The organism is Streptomyces sp. CCM_MD2014 (assembly GCF_000772045.1).
GTDB classification, from domain to species: domain Bacteria; phylum Actinomycetota; class Actinomycetes; order Streptomycetales; family Streptomycetaceae; genus Streptomyces; species Streptomyces salinarius.
Genome location: NZ_CP009754.1, coordinates 3,972,067 through 3,990,970, shown reverse-complemented (window position 1 = coordinate 3,990,970; position 18,904 = coordinate 3,972,067). Strand labels below are relative to the sequence as shown.

At 72.7% G+C, this 18,904-nt stretch carries 17 protein-coding genes; 14 read left to right on the top strand and 3 right to left on the bottom strand.

Annotation, left to right across the window (positions count from 1 at the left end):
• Nucleotides 1-17: 17 nt before the first annotated feature.
• Nucleotides 18-998 (bottom strand): ATP-binding protein, encoded by a 981-nt coding sequence (locus NI25_RS17505; RefSeq protein ID WP_061446961.1) that lies wholly within the window; start codon nucleotides 996-998, stop codon nucleotides 18-20.
• Between the two features lie 111 nt (nucleotides 999-1,109).
• Here NI25_RS17505 and NI25_RS17500 point away from each other — a divergent pair, with 111 nt between their 5' ends.
• Nucleotides 1,110-1,934, top strand: a complete 825-nt coding sequence (locus NI25_RS17500; protein ID WP_061443343.1) for a Fic family protein — start codon at nucleotides 1,110-1,112, stop codon at nucleotides 1,932-1,934.
• 381 nt (nucleotides 1,935-2,315) lie between these two features.
• Here NI25_RS17500 and NI25_RS17495 read toward each other — a convergent pair whose 3' ends face one another.
• Complete coding sequence (locus tag NI25_RS17495) at nucleotides 2,316-3,173, bottom strand: HAD family hydrolase (RefSeq protein WP_078884645.1); 858 nt, start codon at nucleotides 3,171-3,173, stop codon at nucleotides 2,316-2,318.
• Nucleotides 3,174-3,898: 725 nt separating this feature from the next.
• Between NI25_RS17495 and ssd the strand changes: the two genes are divergently transcribed.
• The 7 genes from ssd (at nucleotide 3,899) to NI25_RS17460 (ending at nucleotide 9,807) form a co-directional block, all read left to right on the top strand.
• Nucleotides 3,899-5,092 (top strand): septum site-determining protein Ssd, encoded by a 1,194-nt coding sequence (ssd, locus tag NI25_RS17490; protein ID WP_061443341.1) that lies wholly within the window; start codon nucleotides 3,899-3,901, stop codon nucleotides 5,090-5,092.
• A 479-nt stretch (nucleotides 5,093-5,571) separates the two neighbouring features.
• The gene (locus NI25_RS17485) at nucleotides 5,572-6,741 is read left to right on the top strand and encodes a TadA family conjugal transfer-associated ATPase (protein ID WP_061443340.1); all 1,170 of its coding nucleotides are present in this window, start codon (nucleotides 5,572-5,574) and stop codon (nucleotides 6,739-6,741) included.
• 5 nt (nucleotides 6,742-6,746) lie between these two features.
• Entirely contained in the window at nucleotides 6,747-7,724 is a 978-nt protein-coding gene (locus NI25_RS17480; RefSeq protein ID WP_078884866.1) for a type II secretion system F family protein, read from the top strand.
• Nucleotides 7,721-8,518 (top strand): type II secretion system F family protein, encoded by a 798-nt coding sequence (locus NI25_RS17475; RefSeq protein ID WP_061443339.1) that lies wholly within the window; start codon nucleotides 7,721-7,723, stop codon nucleotides 8,516-8,518. The genes NI25_RS17480 and NI25_RS17475 overlap by 4 nt, the downstream gene beginning before the upstream one ends.
• Nucleotides 8,519-8,619: 101 nt before the next feature.
• Nucleotides 8,620-8,859, top strand: coding sequence for a DUF4244 domain-containing protein (locus NI25_RS17470; RefSeq protein ID WP_061443338.1), 240 nt, complete (start codon nucleotides 8,620-8,622; stop codon nucleotides 8,857-8,859).
• On the top strand, nucleotides 8,846-9,304 hold the full coding sequence (locus NI25_RS17465; protein ID WP_233520739.1) for a TadE family type IV pilus minor pilin: 459 nt from the start codon (nucleotides 8,846-8,848) through the stop codon (nucleotides 9,302-9,304). Before NI25_RS17470 ends, NI25_RS17465 begins: the two co-directional genes overlap by 14 nt.
• Nucleotides 9,301-9,807 (top strand): Rv3654c family TadE-like protein, encoded by a 507-nt coding sequence (locus NI25_RS17460; RefSeq protein WP_107071760.1) that lies wholly within the window; start codon nucleotides 9,301-9,303, stop codon nucleotides 9,805-9,807. Before NI25_RS17465 ends, NI25_RS17460 begins: the two co-directional genes overlap by 4 nt.
• On the opposite strand, the gene NI25_RS17455 is transcribed toward NI25_RS17460, so the two are convergent.
• Nucleotides 9,770-12,226 (bottom strand): DEAD/DEAH box helicase, encoded by a 2,457-nt coding sequence (locus tag NI25_RS17455; protein ID WP_078884644.1) that lies wholly within the window; start codon nucleotides 12,224-12,226, stop codon nucleotides 9,770-9,772. The genes NI25_RS17460 and NI25_RS17455 overlap by 38 nt on opposite strands.
• Before the next feature lie 82 nt (nucleotides 12,227-12,308).
• Here NI25_RS17455 and bldG point away from each other — a divergent pair, with 82 nt between their 5' ends.
• The 6 genes from bldG to NI25_RS17425 all read left to right on the top strand — a co-directional run bounded on the left by bldG (nucleotide 12,309) and on the right by NI25_RS17425 (nucleotide 18,722).
• On the top strand, nucleotides 12,309-12,650 hold the full coding sequence (bldG, locus tag NI25_RS17450; RefSeq protein WP_003975386.1) for an anti-sigma factor antagonist BldG: 342 nt from the start codon (nucleotides 12,309-12,311) through the stop codon (nucleotides 12,648-12,650).
• A 109-nt stretch (nucleotides 12,651-12,759) separates the two neighbouring features.
• Entirely contained in the window at nucleotides 12,760-13,191 is a 432-nt protein-coding gene (locus NI25_RS17445; protein ID WP_061443336.1) for an ATP-binding protein, read from the top strand.
• Between the two features lie 301 nt (nucleotides 13,192-13,492).
• A complete protein-coding gene (locus NI25_RS17440) occupies nucleotides 13,493-15,898 on the top strand; it encodes a sodium-translocating pyrophosphatase (protein WP_061443335.1) in 2,406 nt (801 codons plus the stop codon).
• A 226-nt stretch (nucleotides 15,899-16,124) separates the two neighbouring features.
• Nucleotides 16,125-16,715, top strand: a complete 591-nt coding sequence (locus tag NI25_RS17435; protein ID WP_061443334.1) for a hypothetical protein — start codon at nucleotides 16,125-16,127, stop codon at nucleotides 16,713-16,715.
• A 61-nt stretch (nucleotides 16,716-16,776) separates the two neighbouring features.
• On the top strand, nucleotides 16,777-18,294 hold the full coding sequence (locus tag NI25_RS17430; RefSeq protein WP_061443333.1) for a DUF7059 domain-containing protein: 1,518 nt from the start codon (nucleotides 16,777-16,779) through the stop codon (nucleotides 18,292-18,294).
• Nucleotides 18,295-18,524: 230 nt separating this feature from the next.
• A complete protein-coding gene (locus NI25_RS17425) occupies nucleotides 18,525-18,722 on the top strand; it encodes a hypothetical protein (RefSeq protein WP_061443332.1) in 198 nt (65 codons plus the stop codon).
• Nucleotides 18,723-18,904 lie beyond the last annotated feature (182 nt).

The following is an 18,904-nucleotide window of genomic DNA, read 5'->3' as shown; positions in this document are numbered from 1 at the left end:
GTGGGGCGCGGGGACGGTCACGCGGGAGCTGCGACCTCCTCGCCGAGCACGAAACCGGGGTCGACCTGCGCCGCCAGGTCGGCACCGGTGCGCTCGTTCCCCCAGCTGTGGGCGTTCTTCAGGTGGAAGTGGACCATCTGCCGCGTGTAACGCGCCCAGTCCCGCAGCTCGTACGTCGCGTCGGCGGCCGCGTGCAGCGTGCGCAGCGCCCGGCCGTTGTCCTCCTCCAGGAGCTCGAACCGGGGCGGGCGGCCCTTCTCCATGGCGCGCACCCAGTCCGAGTGCCCGACGGTGACCAGCAGGTCGTCCCCGACCTGCTCGCGCAGGAAGTCGAGGTCGTCCGGCCCCTGCACCTTGTTGCCGACGACCTTCAGGGTGACGCCGAAGTCGCGGGCGTACTCCTTGTACTGGCGGTAGACGGAGACCCCCTTCCGGGTCGGCTCGGCGACGAGGAACGTGATGTCGAAGCGGGTGAACATGCCGGACGCGAACGAGTCCGAACCGGCCGTCATGTCCACCACGACGTACTCGTCACGGCCGTCGACCAGGTGGTTCAGGCACAGCTCCACCGCTCCCGTCTTGGAGTGGTAGCAGGCGACTCCCAGGTCGGCGTCCGTGAAGGGGCCGGTGACCATCAAACGGACGGCCCCGCCGTCGAGTTCCACCGGCCGGGCGCAGGCGTCGTAGACCGGGTTGTCCTCGCGCACCCGCAGCAGGCGCGAGCCCTCGCCGGGCGGTGTCGTCTTGATCATCTGCTCGGCGGAGGCGATGCGCGGGTTGGTGCCGCGCAGATGGTCCTTGATCAGCGGCAGGTGCTCGCCGAGCGAGGGCAGGGCAGCCGCGTCCGCGTCGTCGAGGCCCAGCGCGGTCCCCAGGTGCTGGTTGATGTCGGCGTCGATCGCGACGACGGGTGCGCCGGTGGCGGCGAGATGGCGGACGAACAGGGAGGACAGGGTCGTCTTGCCGCTGCCGCCCTTCCCGACGAAAGCAATTTTCATGTTCACCAACGGTAGTGGTTCGATAGCTGTACGTGGCACGCGAGAGTGGTGCGGGGTGAAGAAGACCACTCATTCGTGGGGCGGGGCGCGGGTTTGCGTAGGGTCTTACCCATGAGTACGACAGGCGCGAACGCCGATCCGCTCGCGGCCCTGGGCAGCCTGCCCGGGGTGGCCGAGTCAGTGGAGTCCGTACGCAAGGCCGTGGACCGCGTCTACGGCCACCGGATCATGCGGCGTCGCAGCAATGAGATCACCTCCGAGGCGGCCCTGCGCGGCGCCCGGGGCTCGGCGGCGCTGTCCGGGGCGGACTGGGCCCTCGAGGAGGTGCGCCGGCGCAGCGACTTCAGCGGCGACGACGAGGCGCGCACGGTCGGCGCCGCGCTTCGTCTCACCGCCGAGGCGGGACAGCTGCTGTCCATCTGGCGCCAGTCACCGCTGCGGGTGCTGGCACGGCTGCACCTGGTCGCGGCCGCGACCCAGGACGACGAGGTGGGGCGGCCCCGCCGGAAGGGCGAGCCGGTGGACGAGCCGCTCGTCGAGTTGCCGCTGCCCGACGCCGAGGAGGCGCACGGCCGCCTGGACGGCCTGGCCGGGCTCGTCACCGCCGGGGGTTCCGCGCCGGCGCTGGTGACGGCCGCCGTGGTGCACGGGGAACTGCTGGCGCTGCGTCCCTTCACCTCCCACAACGGTCTCGTCGCGCGCGCGGCCGAGCGCATCATCCTGGTCGGCAGCGGACTGGACCCCAAGTCGGTGTGCCCGGCCGAGGTCGGTTACGCGGAACTGGGGCGCGCGGCCTACCTCGCGGCGCTCGACGGCTACGCGTCCGGAACCCCGGAGGGCATGGGCGCCTGGATCGCGCACTGCGGCAAGGCGGTCGCCCTGGGCGCCCGCGAGTCGACGGCGGTGTGCGAGGCACTCCAGCGCGGGGCGGCGTAGGGGGCCCGGGCAGGCCTGACACACAGAAATGCGGCGGTACGAGTGCTCGTACCGCCGCTGGCACGACCACCGGGTTACCAAGCGTCCTCGGTATGTGCCCATCAGGTCGGGAACTTCGCCCGTCACCTGGTGCGGCTGGCCCGTAATCGACGGGTCGACGTCGCGTGGGTGCCCGGTGTCCGTGCTCGGTCCGTGGGGCCAAATGCGTGTTTAAGGTGATCCTTTCGGATGTCCTTGGTCTCGCGGGCCGTTGAGTCCTTTGTACTCCTGGGCCCGAGCAAGCGGAAGGGTTCGCCGCACTTCTTTACTTTCGCGCTCATACGCGGGCGAAAGGGCTGATCGCGCCTGCCGGGCGGGGGTGGCGCGCCGGGGGGCAGGCCGTCAGGCCGCCGTGGACCGGCGTCGGCTCGCGTACCAGACGAGGCCGGCGGTGGCCGCTGCGGCGCCTATCGCGGCGGCGGCGACGAGCGCGGGCCGAGGGGGCACGGACAGTCCGCCGAGTCGCTGCTTGAGCCGCACCGGACGATGGAAGTCGAGAATCGGCCACTCGCGCGCGAGGGCCTCCCGGCGCAGCGCCCGGTCCGGATTGACCGCGTGGGGATGGCCGACGGCCTCCAGCATCGGCAGGTCGGTCGCCGAGTCGCTGTAGGCGTAGCAGCGGGACAGGTCGTACCCCTCGGACCCGGCCAGCTCACGGATGGCCTCCGCCTTGGTCGGTCCGTACGCGTAGTACTCCACCTCGCCGGTGAAGCAGCCGTCGTCACCCACGATCATGCGGGTCGCCACCACCCGGTCCGCGCCGAGCAGCTCGCCGATCGGCTCGACGACCTCGGCGCCCGACGTGGACACGATCACGACGTCGCGGCCGGCGGTGTGGTGCTCCTCGATCAGGGAGGCCGCCTCGTCGTAGATGATCGGATCGATCAGGTCGTGCAGGGTCTCGGCCACCAGCTCCTTGACCAACTCGACGTTCCAGCCGCGGCACAGTGCGGAGAGGTACTCCCGCATCCGCTCCATCTGGTCGTGGTCGGCTCCGCCGGCGAGGAAGACGAACTGGGCATATGCGGTGCGCAACACGGCCCTGCGGTTGATCAGCCCGCCTTGGTAGAACGACTTGCTGAAGGTGAGCGTGCTCGACTTCGCAATGACCGTCTTGTCCAGGTCGAAGAAGGCCGCCGTGCGGGGCATGGAGTGGTGCGCGGAGTGGGGCAAGGAGTGGTTTTCCACAAGCCTGAGCATAGGCGCAGCCCATTCGGCGTAAGGTGGGGCGCGTGGGTTTGCCTGAGAAGGCTCTCGGGTACACCATGGAAGTCACGGATCGTTCGCGACCGTGCTAACCCGGTCCGACTCCTCCCCCCCCGAGTCGGCCGTGGAGACGACCCCCGCTCTCCCCCCCGGCGGGGGTCGTCGCATGTCCGGGTGGGTTTCTGCGCTTTTCCCATGATCGGGCCCCGTGCCGTTGCGGCGCGGGGCCCGTCTCTTGCCGTGGGCGCGTTCGGCTACTCAGTGTGACTGACGGACTGCTCTCCGGGAGTCGTGCGGAGTCGTACGAGGAGTGGAGCCGGGCCGGAGACGGCTCACCGGTTCGAGTGAGTCGATATTCACAACCATCGAGTTGTCCACAGTTTTTGACCAAGATCCACACGATTTTCCGGATCGCTGCACCGTGATTCCCATGCGTTCGGGCCGCGCCGAGTTCCCTTGGCCGGATCTGTTTGCCGAACGCGTGATGTCGGCCGCTCGTGCGGGCTCGGTTTCGGGTTCCTCACACGGCTGCGATTCGCGGGCCGCACGGCTGCCCGAGAGACGACGGGACACGACGAGACCACGCCACGACGAGATCACGAGATCACGAGATCACGAGATCACGAGATCACGAGACGAAGCGACGACGAGGTACGGCATCAAGAGGTGCCGCGAACACCGCGCGACCGCGGGAGTCGCGCCGAAGGGGGATTCGAACCATGACCGGAACCATCACGCACGACCCGCCGCCCGCCGCCGGAGGCCGACAGAGCGGGCCCTTGATCGTCACCGAGGACCCGGACCTCCTCGACGACCTGCTGCGCCTGTGCGCCGCCGCGGGCGCCACACCGGAGGTGCACCACTCGCTCCCCGGGACGCCTCTTTCGACGCCTTCGGCGCTCACTGCGGCGGCGACGTCCGCAACGACTCCGGCACCCTCGGGGCCCGCGCGGCCGGCCGGCTGGGAAGCCGCGCCACTGGTCCTCGTCGGGGACGACGCGGCACGGCGGGTCCGCGGAGCCGTCCGGAGACGCGGAGTGGTCCTCGTGGGCCGTGACCAGGACGACTCGGGGGTCTGGCAGCGAGCGGTCGAGATCGGCGCCGACCACGTCCTGATGCTGCCCGACGGCGAGCAGTGGCTGGTCGACCGCATCGCCGACGTCGCGGAGGGCGTCGGACGTCCGGCCCTCACCGTCGGCGTCATCGGCGGCCGGGGCGGCGCCGGAGCGTCCACACTTGCCTGCGCGCTGGCCGTCACCTCCGCGCGGGAGGGGCTGCGTACTTTGCTCGTGGACGCCGATCCGATGGGCGGCGGCCTCGACGTCCTTCTCGGCGGCGAGACGGCGGACGGGCTTAGATGGCCGGCGTTCGCCGCCTCCCGGGGGCGGGTCGGCGGCGGCGCCCTGGAGGAGTCACTGCCCGAGCTTCATTCGCTCCGGGTGCTCAGCTGGGACCGGGGGGACTGTGTCGCGGTACCGCCGCAGGCCGTACGTGCGGTGCTCGCGGCGGCCCGGCGAAGGGGCGGCACGGTCGTGGTGGACCTGCCGCGCCGGATCGACGACGGCGTCGCCGAGATCCTCGCGCAGCTCGACGTCGGACTCCTCGTCGTCCCCGCCGAACTGCGGGCCGTCGCGGCGGCGGGCCGGGTGGCGGCCGCGGTCGGCATGGTCCTGCGCGACCTGCGGGTCGCGGTACGCGGGCCGTACGCCTCCGGCCTCGACGACCGTGAGGTGGCCCGGCTGCTCGGCCTCCCCCTGGCCGGTGAAGTGCCGGTCGAGTCCGGGCTGCTGCGCGCCACGGAGAGCAGACGGCCCCCGGGCACGCCTTCCCGCGGCCCCCTGGCGCGCTTCTGCCGGGGGTTCTGGGAGCGGGTGCTGGCGGAGTCGGACGGGCGGGGAGGGAGCGCCGCATGACGGACATGGCCGGGGCGGTCGTGAGAGACGGAAGGCGGGTCGAGATGGACATGGCGGTTGCGGGGGAGCCGGGCAGGGCGTCGGTGGTCCTCACCGGGGCGACTTCCGGGAAGGGAGCGGGCGGGAGGAGTCCCGGGACGCCCGGGACGCCCGGGACGCCGGAGGGGTGGACGGCGCGGTTGATGCGCGAGGAGCCGACCGCGCGGGCGGTGCCGGGCTGGGCCTTCCGGCCGTCCGGAGCCCTGTCTGGCAGGGCGCCTGCGGGAGGGGCTGAGCCCCGCGGCGCCGTGCCGTCGGTGGGACCGGCGTCCGCCGGATTGCCGGGAGCGGCTTCAGGACCGGCACCGGGGCGGGGGCTGGGGCAGAGGCAGGGCACAGCTTCCGTGGGGTCCGCGGCGGCGATTTCGGCCCCTTCGGCGATTTCGGCGGCTTCGCGGAGACGCCAAGGCGCCGTGCCGGAAACGCCGGCCGTGGCCGGAATGCTCGACGGCGTGCGGCGCCGGCTCGCCGAGAGCGGAGCGGACCCCACGCCCGCGCGTGTGGCGCAGGCCCTGCGGGAACAGGGGCGGGTGCTCGGGGACGCCGAGATCCTCGGTGCCGCCGAACAGCTCAGGTCGGAACTGGTCGGCAGCGGGCCCCTCGACCCGCTGCTCGCCGACCCGTCGGTGACGGACGTACTGGTGTCCGCACCGGACCGGGTGTGGGTGGACCGCGGCGGTGGTCTGGAGCTGGCGCCGGTCGCCTTTCCCGACGCGGGGGCCGTACGACGGCTCGCGCAGCGCCTGGCCACCGTTGCCGGGCGCCGGCTCGACGACGCCCGGCCCTGGGTGGACGCCAGACTGCCCGACGGCACCCGGCTGCACGCGGTGCTGCCGCCGGTCGCCGTCGACTGCACCTGCCTGTCGCTGCGGGTGGTGCGGCCGCGCGCCTTCACGCTCGACGAATTGGCGGCTGCGGGCACGGTGCCGCCCGGCGGTGACCGCGTGCTGTGCGCGCTGGTCCGGGCCCGGCTGTCCTTCCTCGTCAGCGGCGGCACCGGCAGTGGCAAGACGACACTGCTCAGCGCCCTGCTCGGGCTCGTCGGACCGGACGAGCGCATCGTGCTGGCCGAGGACTCGGCGGAACTGCGACCGGACCATGCGCACGTCGTCCGTCTGGAGACCAGGCCGGCGAACCAGGAGGGCGCGGGCCTGGTCACCCTCGAAGACCTGGTACGGCAGGCGCTGCGCATGCGCCCGGACCGGCTGGTCGTGGGCGAGGTCCGCGGCCCCGAAGTGGCCCACCTGCTCGCCGCGTTGAACACGGGTCACAGCGGGTGCGGGACTGTGCACGCCAACGCGGCCGCCGACGTCCCGGCCCGGCTGGAGGCGCTCGGCACGGCCGCCGGACTGGACCGTGCGGCCCTGCACAGCCAGCTCGCGGCGGCCCTCTCGGTGGTCCTCCACCTGGTCCGTGACCGCACGGGCCGGCGCCGGATCGCCGAGGTCCACGTACTGGAACGGGACCCGTCCGGGCTGGTGCGGACGGTACCGGCGCTGCGCTGGGGAGCCGAGGCCTTCGTGGCCGAACGCGGCTGGCCGCGGCTGCGGGAGCTGCTGCGCGCCCCGGGGCTCGAAGAGCGGGCCGCCGGACGAGAGACGCAGAGGTGACGGCCATGACGGGGGCGGTCATGACGGGGGCGTTCGTGACGGGCACGGGCGAGGTGTCGACGGCCGTGGCACTGGTGTGCCTGGGAGCGGCCGCGTGGCTGGCCGGCGGATGGCACTCCGGCGTACGGCGAGCGCGCCTGGTGCTCGCCGAGAGCCGGACCGGCCGGGTGGCTGGGCCCGGCGGTGCGGGCGGTGCGGGGCCGCCGTCTCCGGTGCGCCGGGTGACCGACGGGCTGCGGCGTGCCCGTGGCCGGCTGAGGCCCGAGTGGGCGTCACTGGCCGCCGGGCTGGTACTGGCGCTGCTGGGTGACTCGGTGCTGCCGATCGTCGCGGGAGCGGCCGGGGTGCCGATGCTGCGGCGGATCCGCCTGGCCGGCCGGCGGCGGCGGGCCGGGGAACGCCGGCAGGACGCGGTGATCGCGCTGTGCGGGACGCTCGCCGGGGAGGTCCGGTCGGGGCGACAACCGGGCGAGGCGCTGCTGTGCGCCGCGCAGGACTCGGCTGTGCACGTTTCCCCCGTGCACCGTTCCGCCGCGCACGACTGCGGCGGGCTCGGTGACGCACAGGCGGCGGTGCTGGCGGCGGCCCGGTTCGGCGGGGACGTTCCCGGGGCGCTCGCGGCGGCGGCCGGGCAACCCGGTGCCGAGGGGCTGCGGGGTCTCGCGGCGTGCTGGCGGGTCGCGGTCGACCAGGGCGCGGGGCTCGCGGCCGGGCTCGACCGGCTGGAGGGCGCGCTGCGCGCCGAGCGGGACCAGCGCTCCGACCTGCGGGCCCAGTTGGCGGGCGCCCGGGCCACGGCCGTGATGCTCGCCGGTCTTCCGGCCTTCGGCCTCCTGCTCGGCGTCGCCCTCGGGGCCGACCCCCTGCACGTGCTGCTGCACACCGGAGCAGGGCTGGGCTGCCTGCTGGCCGGCGGGGTGCTGGAGAGCCTGGGCGTCTGGTGGGTGGCGCGGATCGTGCGCGGAGCGGAGGCGGCGTCGTGAACGACGACCTCGTCCACAGGCTGGGGTTCGTGGTGGGGACGGTGCTGCTCGTCGGCTGGCTGACGAGCGGCCTCGTCGCCACCCGGCGGGAGCGGGCGCTGCGCAGAAGGACCACCCGCCTGCTGGCACCGGAACCGGCTCCTCCCGCCCCGCGACACGCGGAGTTGCTGAGAACCGTCCGCCCGTGGCTGCCGTTGCTCGGCCCGGTGGGCGCCGGCTGGGCCCTGATCGGCGGTGCGGCCGGAGTCCTGGTGGGACTGGTGGGCGCCGGAGCGCTGTGGCGCTGGAGTACCCGTCGCGCGGCCGCTGGAGCATCGGCGGCGGAGGCGGCCGGCGCGGCGGCCTCCCGCCAACTGCCGCTGGCAGCGGACCTCCTCGCGGCCTGCATCGCGGCGGGCGCGAGCCCGGTCACGGCCGCACGGGCGGTCGGCGGCGCTCTGGGCGGGCCGGTCGGAGACGCGCTGGCGCGCGGTGCCGCGGAGGTGCGCCTCGGTGGCGAACCGGACGGTGCCTGGAAAGGGCTGGCGGCCGTGCCGGGGGCGTTGGCCTTGGCACGGCTGTTGGAACGGGCCGAGGTGTCCGGCCTGCCGGCGGCGGGCCCGGTCGCCCGGCTCGCCGCCCAGGCTCGCGCCGACTGGGCCCGCACTACGACGGCCCGGGCCCGTCGGGCGGCCGTCATGGTGACCGCCCCGGTGGGCCTGTGCTTCCTGCCCGCGTTCATCGCGGTGGGTGTGCTGCCGGTGGTCATCGGGCTGGCGGGAGGGGTGCTGGGGCGCGGGGGAGGCGGTGGCTGACGGATCGGGAGGCACCGGCGACAGGACCGGGGAGCGGGTGTCCGACGCGCGAGCGGCGGACGAGCAAGTGAACAACGGAACCGAACCTCACGGGGGTTGTGATGTATCAGGTGGTACGGGCACGGCTGCGTGCCCTGGTGTACGGAGCGGGTACGGCACTGCGGCGGCGTGCCGCCCGGCAGGCCCTTCGGCGGGACGCGGGAATGGTCACGTCCGAGTACGCGATGGGGATCGTCGCGGCGGTGGCCTTCGCCGTGGTCCTCTACAAGGTCGTGACGAGCGGCGCGGTCAGCGCGGAGCTGCAGGGCATCGTGAAGCAGGCACTCGATGCGGGGATGTGAGCGGGCGGCGACGAGGAAGGCGTGGGCCCGGGGTGTTCGCGGACGCCGCCCGCACAGCGGACCGGACGGCGAACCCCGCGGCGGACGGGACGGCGGCTTCGTGACGGCGGAAACGGCTGTGGTGCTTCCGGTGCTGGTGGTGTTCGCGATGGCCTTGGTGTGGGGTCTGCTCGTGGTGGCCGCTCAGATCCAGTGCGTGGACGCGGCCCGGACGGGCGCCCGCGCGGCGGCACGACAGGACCCGGCCGACGCGGTCGTGAAGGTCGCCCGCGAGGCGGCACCCCGAGGGGCCCGGGTCACGGTGAGCCGGGAGGGGGGCCTGGTCCGCGTGGTCGTGGTGGCCGAGCCGCCGGCTCTGCACGGCCTGCCCTTCGAGGTACGGGAGGAGGCCGTGGCTTCGGTGGAGCAGCCGGTGGGGACGGCGCCGGCGGGGGCGGAGTCGTGAGGCGCGACGCTGTGAGGACCGCGTCCGACCGGGGCTCGGCGACCGTGTGGAGTGTTGGTGCCGTCGCCGTTCTGTGTCTGGTGTTCGGCGTTGTGCTCGCGCTGGGGCAGGCCGTCGTGGCCCGTCATCGCGCGGCCGGCGGCGCCGATCTGGCCGCGCTCGCGGCGGCGGACCGCTGGGCCGGGGGCGGCACGGCGGCGTGCGACAGGGCGGAGCGGGTCGCGCGGGCCCAAGGGGTGCGGTTGGTGCGGTGCGCGCTCACCGGGCAGGTCTCGGACGTGACGGCGGCCTCCGGCACGGGGCCGTTCACGGCGGAGGTCAGGGCCAGGGCGGGCCCGGCCCTGACCTCCGCCCCGCCGGGGTCCTCCGCCCCGCCGGGGTCCTCCGCCCTGCCGGGGTCCTCCGCCCTGCCGGGGTCCTCCGCCCCGCCGGGGTTCTCCGCCCCGCCGGGACGCTCCGCGCCCCCTACCCCGCCTCCGCCGCCCCCCGCAGCAGCACCGTGAGGAGCCGCACCGCTCCCCGCTTGTGCAGCGGATCGTTGCCGTTGCCGCACTTGGGGGACTGGATGCAGGACGGGCAGCCGGCGTCGCACTCGCAGGAGGCGATGGCCTCCCGGGTGGCCGTGAGCCAGTCGCGGGCGGTGTGGAAGGCGCGCTCGGCGAACCCCGCGCCCCCGGGGTGGCCGTCGTACACGAAGACCGTCGGCAGCAGCGTGTCCGGGTGCAGGGGGACCGACACGCCACCGATGTCCCAGCGGTCGCAGGTCGCGAACAGGGGCAGCATGCCGATCGAGGCGTGCTCGGCGGCGTGCAGGGCGCCGCCGAGGATCTCCGGGTTGATCCGGGCCTGGTCCAGCTGGTCCTCGGTGACCGTCCACCAGACGGCGCGCGTGCGCAGCGTCCGGGGAGGGAGGTCGAGCTTCGTCTCGCCCAGGACCTCGCCGGTGATCAGGCGCCGGCGCAGGAAGGAGACCACTTGGTTGGTGACCTCGACGGAGCCGTAGCAGAGGCGCCCGTCGCCCCAGGGGATCTCGACGTCGGTCTCCAGGACCGAGATCGCCGTCGTGTCGCGGGCCACCGTCGAGTAGGCGGGTGTGGCCTGTTCGACCAGCGCGACGGAGTCCTCCAGGTCCAGGGAGCGGACGAGGTACGTGCGCCCCTGGTGGAGGTGGACGGCGCCCTCGTGGACGGTCGTGTGGGCGGCACCGGCGTCCACCGTGCCCAGCAGCCTGCCCGTGCCCTCCTCGACGACCTGGACCGGGCGTCCGCCCTCGCCGCGGATGTCCGTGAGGTCGGCGGCCCGCTCGCGGCGGGTCCAGTGCCAGGCCCGGGTGCGCCGGCGCAGCAGCTTCGCCGCCTCCAGCTGGGGCAGCAGTTCCTCGCAGGCGGGGCCGAAGAGTTTCAGGTCCTCCTCCGTCAGGGGGAGTTCGGCAGCCGCCGCGCACAGGTGGGGGGCGAGGACGTACGGGTTGTCCGGGTCGAGGACCGTGGACTCCACCGGCTGGTCGAACAGGGCCTCCGGGTGGTAGACGAGGAAGGTGTCCAGCGGGTCGTCACGGGCGACCAGCACGGCCAGCGCCCCCTGTCCGGCCCGGCCCGCCCGGCCCGCCTGCTGCCACAGCGAGGCGCGCGTGCCCGGGTACCCGGCGATCACCACGGCGTCCAGGCCGGAGATGTCGAGGCCGAGTTCGAGGGCGTTCGTCGCCGCGAGGCCGAGGAGGTCACCGGAGTGCAGGGCGCGTTCCAGGGCCCGGCGTTCCTCGGGGAGGTAGCCGCCGCGGTACGCCGCCACGCGCCCGGCCAGAGAGCGGTCGACCTCGGCCAGGCGTTCCTGGGCGATCACCGAGATCAGCTCGGCGCCGCGCCGGGAGCGTACGAAGGTGATCGACCGCATGCCCTGCACCGTGAGGTCGGTGAGCAGGTCGGCGGCTTCGGCGGTGGCCGTGCGGCGGACCGGAGCACCTTTCTCGCCCTCCAGTTCGGTCAGCGGCGGTTCCCACAGGGCGAACACCAGTTCCCCGCGCGGTGACGCGTCGTCGGCGACCTCGATCACCGGCAGTCCGGTGAGCCGGCGGGCGGCCACCGCGGGCTCGGCGGCGGTGGCGGAGGCGAGCAGGAAGACGGGCGACGCGCCGTAGCGGGCGCACAGTCTGCGCAGTCTGCGCAGGACCTGGGCGACGTGGGAGCCGAAGACGCCTCGGTAGGTGTGGCACTCGTCGATGACGACGTATTTCAGCGCCCTCAGGAAGGAGGACCAGCGGGGATGGGAGGGCAGGATGCCGCGGTGCAACATGTCCGGGTTGGTCAGGACGTACGTGCCGTACTGCCGGATCCACTCGCGTTCCTCGAACGGCGTGTCGCCGTCGTAGACAGCCGTTCGGACGGATGTGCCCAGGGGCTGTGAAAGTTCCTTCACGGACCGGCACTGATCGGCTGCCAGCGCCTTGGTGGGGGCCAGGTAGAGGGCGGTGGCGCCGCGCCCGTTCGGGGCTTCGGAGCCGTCCAGGAGGGCGGACAGGACCGGCACCAGATAGGCCAGGGACTTGCCGGACGCGGTGCCCGTGGCGACGACCACCGAGTCGCCGTCGAGGGCGTGCTCGGCCACGCGTGCCTGGTGGGCCCAGGGATGTTCGATCCCCGCGGCCTGCACCGCGGCGATGACCTCCGGCCGAATCCGCTCCGGCCAGACGGCATGACGGCCCGCACGCGGGGGCAAGTGCTCCGTATGAGTGATGCGCGCAGCCCGGCTCGGTCCCGCCGCGAGCCGGTCCAGGAGCATGCCCGGTTCCGGCCGGGAGCCGGGCTCCGCCGGGGATCGATCGGGTCGGTGATTCTTGGCCATCGGCACCGAGTCTGTCACTGGCGTGACGGACAATGGGACCAAGGCGTCGTGCACGCCTGCCGGTAAGTGATTGAATGCCATCGCGGCTGGCGAACCGTCCTGGGGGCTTCAAGCCGAGGTGTCCCGAGGGACGACCGCTCGATAGCAAGGTGCTGGAGGATCCGTGGACCTGTCCCTGTCGACCCGTACCGTCGGCGATCGTACGGTCGTCGAGGTCGGTGGCGAAATTGACGTATACACCGCGCCCAAGCTGCGTGAGCAGCTGGTCGAGCTGGTGAACGACGGGAGTTTCCATCTCGTCGTGGACATGGAGGGCGTGGACTTCCTCGACTCCACTGGGCTCGGCGTGCTGGTCGGTGGACTGAAGCGGGTGCGTGCCCATGAGGGCTCGCTGCGGCTGGTCTGCAACCAGGAGCGCATTCTCAAGATCTTCCGTATCACCGGCCTCACCAAGGTGTTCCCCATTCACACCTCGGTCGAGGAAGCGGTGGCGGCCACCGACTGACGACCGGCCCCGGACCCTGTGCGGCCCGGGGCGGCAAGAGAACGAGGGGGGTCCGGGCTGTCGGCGGCCCGGACCCTCGAAAGCACGCCCGTAGTTCCGAGGGGGATGCATGGCCACCGTCGAACTCCGCTTCAGCGCGCTGCCCGAGCACGTCCGCACCGCCCGTCTGGTGGCGGCCGCGGTGGCGCGCAGGGCCGGAGTGGACGAGGCCGTCCTCGACGAGGTCAGGCTCGCCGTCGGTGAGGCCTGCACCCGGGCTGTGGGCCTGCATCAGCACGTCGGCATCACGGCGCCGGTCAAGGTGTCGCTGATCGAGGAGGAGAAGCAGTTCTCCATCGAGGTCGGTGACGAGGCGCCGCACGCGGTCCCCGGGGTCAAGACCTCCGGGGGCGCCGCCGACGAGCTGGAGGCCGAGGAGGACGAGATGGGCCTCGCGGTCATCAGCGGACTCGTCGACGACGTGGAGGTCTCGGCGGGCGAGGACGGCGGGCTGATCCGCATGACCTGGCCCACCGCGCCGGCGGTGCTTCCGCCGATCTGACCCGCCGCGTCGCTTCCGCATCACCCCCGTGTCACCCGGAGGGCCCCACCTGGTGGGGCCCTTTGCCGTGGGCGGACATACATTGGAGCCGTGCGAGCGTTAAGTGAATTCATTCACGATCAATCCGCACGGAAATTGATCAGCAAACAGATCGCGGAATTAATGCCGGAGGGGCATTACTACTTCCGGCTCTCTTGCGGTTGACAGGTCAATTCCTTTTGTCGTGCACTGTTTTGATCAGGTTCCGGTACCTACAATCCCGTCCACATCTTGAGCTCAGCCCAAGCGTCAAGGAGGACGAATGGCGGAGCTTTCCACCCCTCATCAGTTGGGCGATCCCTCCCACCTCGCAGCCGCCGTGCTGACCGACGGAAACCGCGCCCTGGTCGCGGTCATCGCGGTCGTCGCGCTGGCCGCGCTGGTGCTCGCGGGCGTCCTGGTGCGCCAGGTGCTCGCGGCGGGCGAGGGAACCGACAGCATGAAGAAGATCGCGGCGGCCGTCCAGGAAGGCGCGAACGCCTACCTGGCCCGGCAGTTGCGCACGCTCGGTGTATTCGCCGTCGTCGTGTTCTTCCTGCTCATGCTGCTGCCCGCGGACGACTGGAATCAACGTGCCGGACGTTCGATCTTCTTTCTGATCGGCGCGGCGTTCTCGGCGGCCACCGGTTATATCGGCATGTGGCTCGCCGTACGCAGCAATGTGCGGGTCGCCGCGGCGGCGCGGGAAGCGACACCGGCACCCGGCGAACCGGAAAAGGATCTCACTCTCGTCTCGCACAAGGCGACGAAGATCGCGTTTCGCACGGGCGGCGTCGTCGGCATGTTCACGGTGGGGCTCGGCCTGCTGGGCGCCTGCTGCGTGGTGCTGGTGTACGCGGCCGACGCGCCGAAGGTCCTGGAGGGCTTCGGCCTCGGTGCCGCGCTGATCGCGATGTTCATGCGGGTCGGCGGCGGCATCTTCACCAAGGCCGCCGACGTCGGCGCCGACCTGGTCGGCAAGGTCGAGCAGGGCATTCCGGAGGACGATCCGCGCAATGCCGCGACCATCGCCGACAACGTGGGCGACAACGTCGGCGACTGCGCGGGCATGGCCGCCGACCTCTTCGAGTCGTACGCGGTCACCCTGGTGGCCGCGCTGATCCTGGGCAAGGTCGCGTTCGGCGACTCCGGGCTGGCGTTCCCGCTGCTGGTCCCGGCGATCGGCGTGATCACGGCGATGATCGGCATCTTCGCGGTGGCTCCCCGGCGGTCCGACCGCAGCGGCATGAGCGCGATCAACCGGGGCTTCTTCATCTCCGCGGTGATCTCGCTGGTGCTGGTGGCGGTCGCCGTCTTCGTCTATCTGCCCGGCTCGTACGCCGACCTGGACGGCGTCACCGACGCGGCGATCGCGGGCAAGAGCGGCGACCCGCGGATCCTCGCCCTGGTCGCGGTGGCGATCGGCATCGTGCTCGCCGCCCTGATCCAGCAGCTCACCGGCTACTTCACCGAGACCACCCGGCGTCCCGTCAAGGACATCGGCAAGACCTCGCTCACCGGCCCCGCCACCGTCGTCCTCGCCGGAATCTCGCTCGGCCTCGAATCGGCCGTCTACACCGCTCTGCTGATCGGCCTCGGCGTCTACGGGGCCTTCCTGCTCGGCGGTACGTCGATCATGCTGGCGCTGTTCGCGGTGGCGCTGGCCGGCACCGGCCTGCTCACCACCGTCGGCGTCATCGTCGCCATGGACACCTTCGGGCCGGTCTCCGACAACGCGCAGGGCATCGCCGAGATGTCCGGCGACGTCGAGGGCGCCGGCGCCCAGGTGCTCACCGACCTGGACGCCGTCGGCAACACCACCAAGGCCATCACCAAGGGCATCGCCATCGCCACCGCCGTACTCGCCGCCGCGGCCCTGTTCGGGTCGTACCGCGACGCCATCACCACCGGTGCGGCGGACGTGGGCGAGAAACTCAGCGGCGAGGGCGCGCCGATGAACCTGATGATGGACATCTCGCAGCCCAACAACCTCGTCGGGCTCATCGCCGGCGCGGCGGTCGTCTTCCTCTTCTCGGGGCTGGCGATCAACGCGGTGTCGCGGTCGGCGGGCGCCGTGGTCTTCGAGGTGCGGCGGCAGTTCCGGGAACGGCCCGGGATCATGGACCACACCGAGAAACCCGAGTACGGCAAGGTCGTCGACATCTGCACCAGGGACGCCCTGCGGGAGCTCGCCACGCCCGGACTGCTGGCCGTGATGGCGCCCATCTTCATCGGGTTCACCCTCGGCGTGGGCGCGCTCGGCGCGTTCCTGGCGGGCGCGATCGGCGCGGGCACGCTGATGGCGGTGTTCCTCGCCAACTCCGGCGGTTCCTGGGACAACGCCAAGAAACTCGTCGAGGACGGCCACCACGGCGGCAAGGGCAGCGAGGCCCACGCCGCCACCGTCATCGGTGACACCGTCGGCGATCCCTTCAAGGACACCGCGGGCCCGGCCATCAACCCGCTGCTGAAGGTCATGAACCTGGTGGCGCTGCTCATCGCCCCCGCCGTCATCAAGTTCTCCTACGGGGCCGACAAGAGCATCGGCGTACGGGTGCTGATCGCCGTCGTCGCGTTCGTCGTCATCGCGGCGGCGGTCTACGTGTCCAAGCGGCGCGGGATCGCCATGGGCGACGAGGACGGCACCGACGAGAAGCCCAAGTCGGCCGATCCTGCGGTGGTTTCGTAGGCGTCTGCCTCCGGGGCCCGTACGCCTGGCCGGAGGCGGGGCGCAAAGGACGGGCGGGCGGCGCGTGTTGACGCGTCGTCCGCCCGTCGCGCGTGTGTGAGCCCCGCACGCCGTGAGCCTTCTCTCCCTCGATGTCTCTTGGTGCAAATGGCTTCAATACCGTCATAACGGATGTTCGTCCGGTGGATGTCCCCCATCCGGCGTGTATGTTCCGGGGCCGAGAGCCATGGAAGGGACCAATCCGGTGAACAAGAAGCTCGCGGTCGCACTGTCCGGCGGTGCGGTACTGGTACTGGCGCTGACGGGATGCGGCGGCAGCGACGACAACGAGAAGCTGGACTCCTGGGCCAAGGAGGTCTGCGAGGGCGTGCAGCCGCAGGCCAAGAAGATCGCGGCGGCCAACGCGGCGATCCAGAAGGAGACCTCGGACAGCAGCACGCCGGCCGAGGTCCAGAAGACCGACGCGAAGGCCTTCCAGGACATGTCCGACGCCTACAAGGCGATGGGCGCCACCGTCCAGAAGGCCGGCCCCCCGGACGTCGACGACGGTGAGAAGAAGCAGAAGGACGCGGTCACCGAGCTGAACGGCCTCTCCTCGTCGTACGCCTCCCTGCGCAAGCAGGTGGAGGAGCTCAACACCAAGGACCAGGCCGAGTTCGCCGACGGCCTCAAGGACATCGCCACCGAGCTGAACAAGCTCAGCAAGAGCGGCAACGATGCGCTGAAGACCCTGGAGGAGGGCGACGTCGGCAAGGCGATGGCCAAGCAGCCCAGCTGCAAGTCGGCCTCGGCGACTCCTTCGGCCGCCAAGGGCTGACCGGGCGGCGCCCACACGCGGACGCGGGGCGGGCGACGGACCGCCGGGCCACAATGGGGGTGTGAGTAACGCCAGCCTGTCCCCCCTGCCCGCCGCCGACCGCCCCGACGTCACCGCCCGGCTGCGGGACGCCCTGCTCGCGGCGTCCTTCACCGCCGACGGACTGCTGGAGCTGCTCGGCGCCCCCGCCTACGCGGCGCTGTCGCGCAGCGAGACCGTGCCCGCGCTCCGGGCGACCCGCGGCGACACGCCGCTGGAACTGCTCGTCCGGCTGTTCCTGCTCCAGCAACCCGTGCCCCACGCGCGCGTGGCGGACGTGCTGCCCGCCGACGCCTGCCTGGAGAGCGGTTGGCTCGAGCGCGCGGGCGACGACGAGGTCACGGCCACCGTGGACGTACGGCCCTACGGCGGACCCGGCGGCGAGGACTGGTTCATCGTCTCCGACCTCGGCTGCGCGGTCGGCGGCGCGGGCGGCATCGGCAACCACGCCGAGGGCGTCGTCCTCGGCGTCGGCGGCGCCTCCACGACCCTCGCGGGCCTCACCGTCCGTACGCCCGTCTCCGCCGCCCTCGACCTCGGCACCGGCTCCGGCATCCAGGCGCTGCACGCCGCCGCGCACGCCACGCGCGTGACCGCCACCGACGTCAACCCGCGCGCGCTGCACATCACCGCGCTGACCCTCGCCCTGTCCGGGGCCCCGGCCGCCGACCTGCGCGAGGGCTCCCTCTACGAACCGGTCGCCGACGACGAGACGTACGACCTCGTCGTCTCCAACCCGCCGTTCGTGATCTCACCGGGCGCCCGGCTCACCTACCGCGACGGCGGGATGAGCGGGGACGATCTGTGCCGCTCGCTCGTTCAGCAGACGGGGGAGCGCCTGAACGAGGGCGGGTTCGCGCACTTCCTCGCCAACTGGCAGCACGTGGAGGGGGAGGACTGGACGGACCGGCTGCGCTCCTGGGTGCCGCGCGGCTGCGACGCCTGGATCGTGCAGCGCGAGGTGCAGGACGTCACCCAGTACGCCGAGCTGTGGCTGCGGGACGCGGGCGACCACCGCGGCGACCCGGCCGCGTACCAGGCGCGGTACGACGCGTGGCTGGACGAGTTCGAGGCGCGCAAGGTGAAGGCCGTGGGCTTCGGCTGGATCACGCTGCGCCGGACCGCGGCCGCCGAGCCCTCGGTCGTCGCCGAGGAGTGGCCGCACCCGATCGAGCAGCCGCTCGGCGAGACCGTGCGCGCCCACTTCGACCGGGTCGACTACCTGCGCTCCCACGACGACGCGGCCCTGCTGGAGGCCCACTTCACGCTCGCCGGCGAGGTCGTCCAGGAACAGGTCGGGCTGCCCGGCGCCGAGGACCCGGAGCACGTCGTCCTGCGCCAGAACCGCGGCATGCGCCGGGCGACCCGGGTCGACACGGTCGGCGCCGGTTTCGCGGGCGTCTGCGACGGCACCATGAGCGCCGGCCGCATCCTGGACGCCATCGCCCAGCTGGTCGGCGAGGACCCGGTGGCCCTGCGCGACCGCACGCCCGCGCAGATCCGCCTGCTGGTGGAGCAGGGCTTCCTCGAACCGGCGTAGGGCGGCCCGGTCGCCCGGCGTGGGTGCGCGCACCCAATTCCTTCCGCGCCCCCGCGCCACACTGATCCGCCTGCCCGCCCCGCTCGTGTCGCCCGTGCCAGCGCGTGCCGCGGTCCCGTCGTCTCCCCGTTCACCTCGGGTTCGCCTGCCCGCCTCCCGTGGGTGACAGCCTCCGGGAGGCCGGAGACGCGGACCGGCGTGCGCCGGCTGGAGAAAAGGGGACGGGGAGCATGGAGAGCGGGCCGGCGATCTTCGCGGGATTGGTGTTCGCCCTGTTCGGGGCCGGTCTGCTGGCGTGGACCACGACGCGGGTGCGGCAGGGCCGGCCCGTCGCGCTCGGTGTGAGCCCCGTCGCATCCGCGACCGTCGCGAGCGTCGCCGCGGTGATCGCGCTGGGCGTCGGGGCGTGGTGCCTGACGCGGGCGTGAGGAGCGGGTTGGCGGCCTCGGCCGGAGCGCCGCCCGGGTAACCGGGGGATCGCGCTCCGGATACACGCGTCGGGGCAGGTGAGCACTCCGGGCGGCAGGAACAGGGTTCGTCGGGTTACCGTTCGAGTGGCCGTTGTGGGCTTTTCCCGTTTGACACGGGGGCGGGAGGTACCGTCACACTC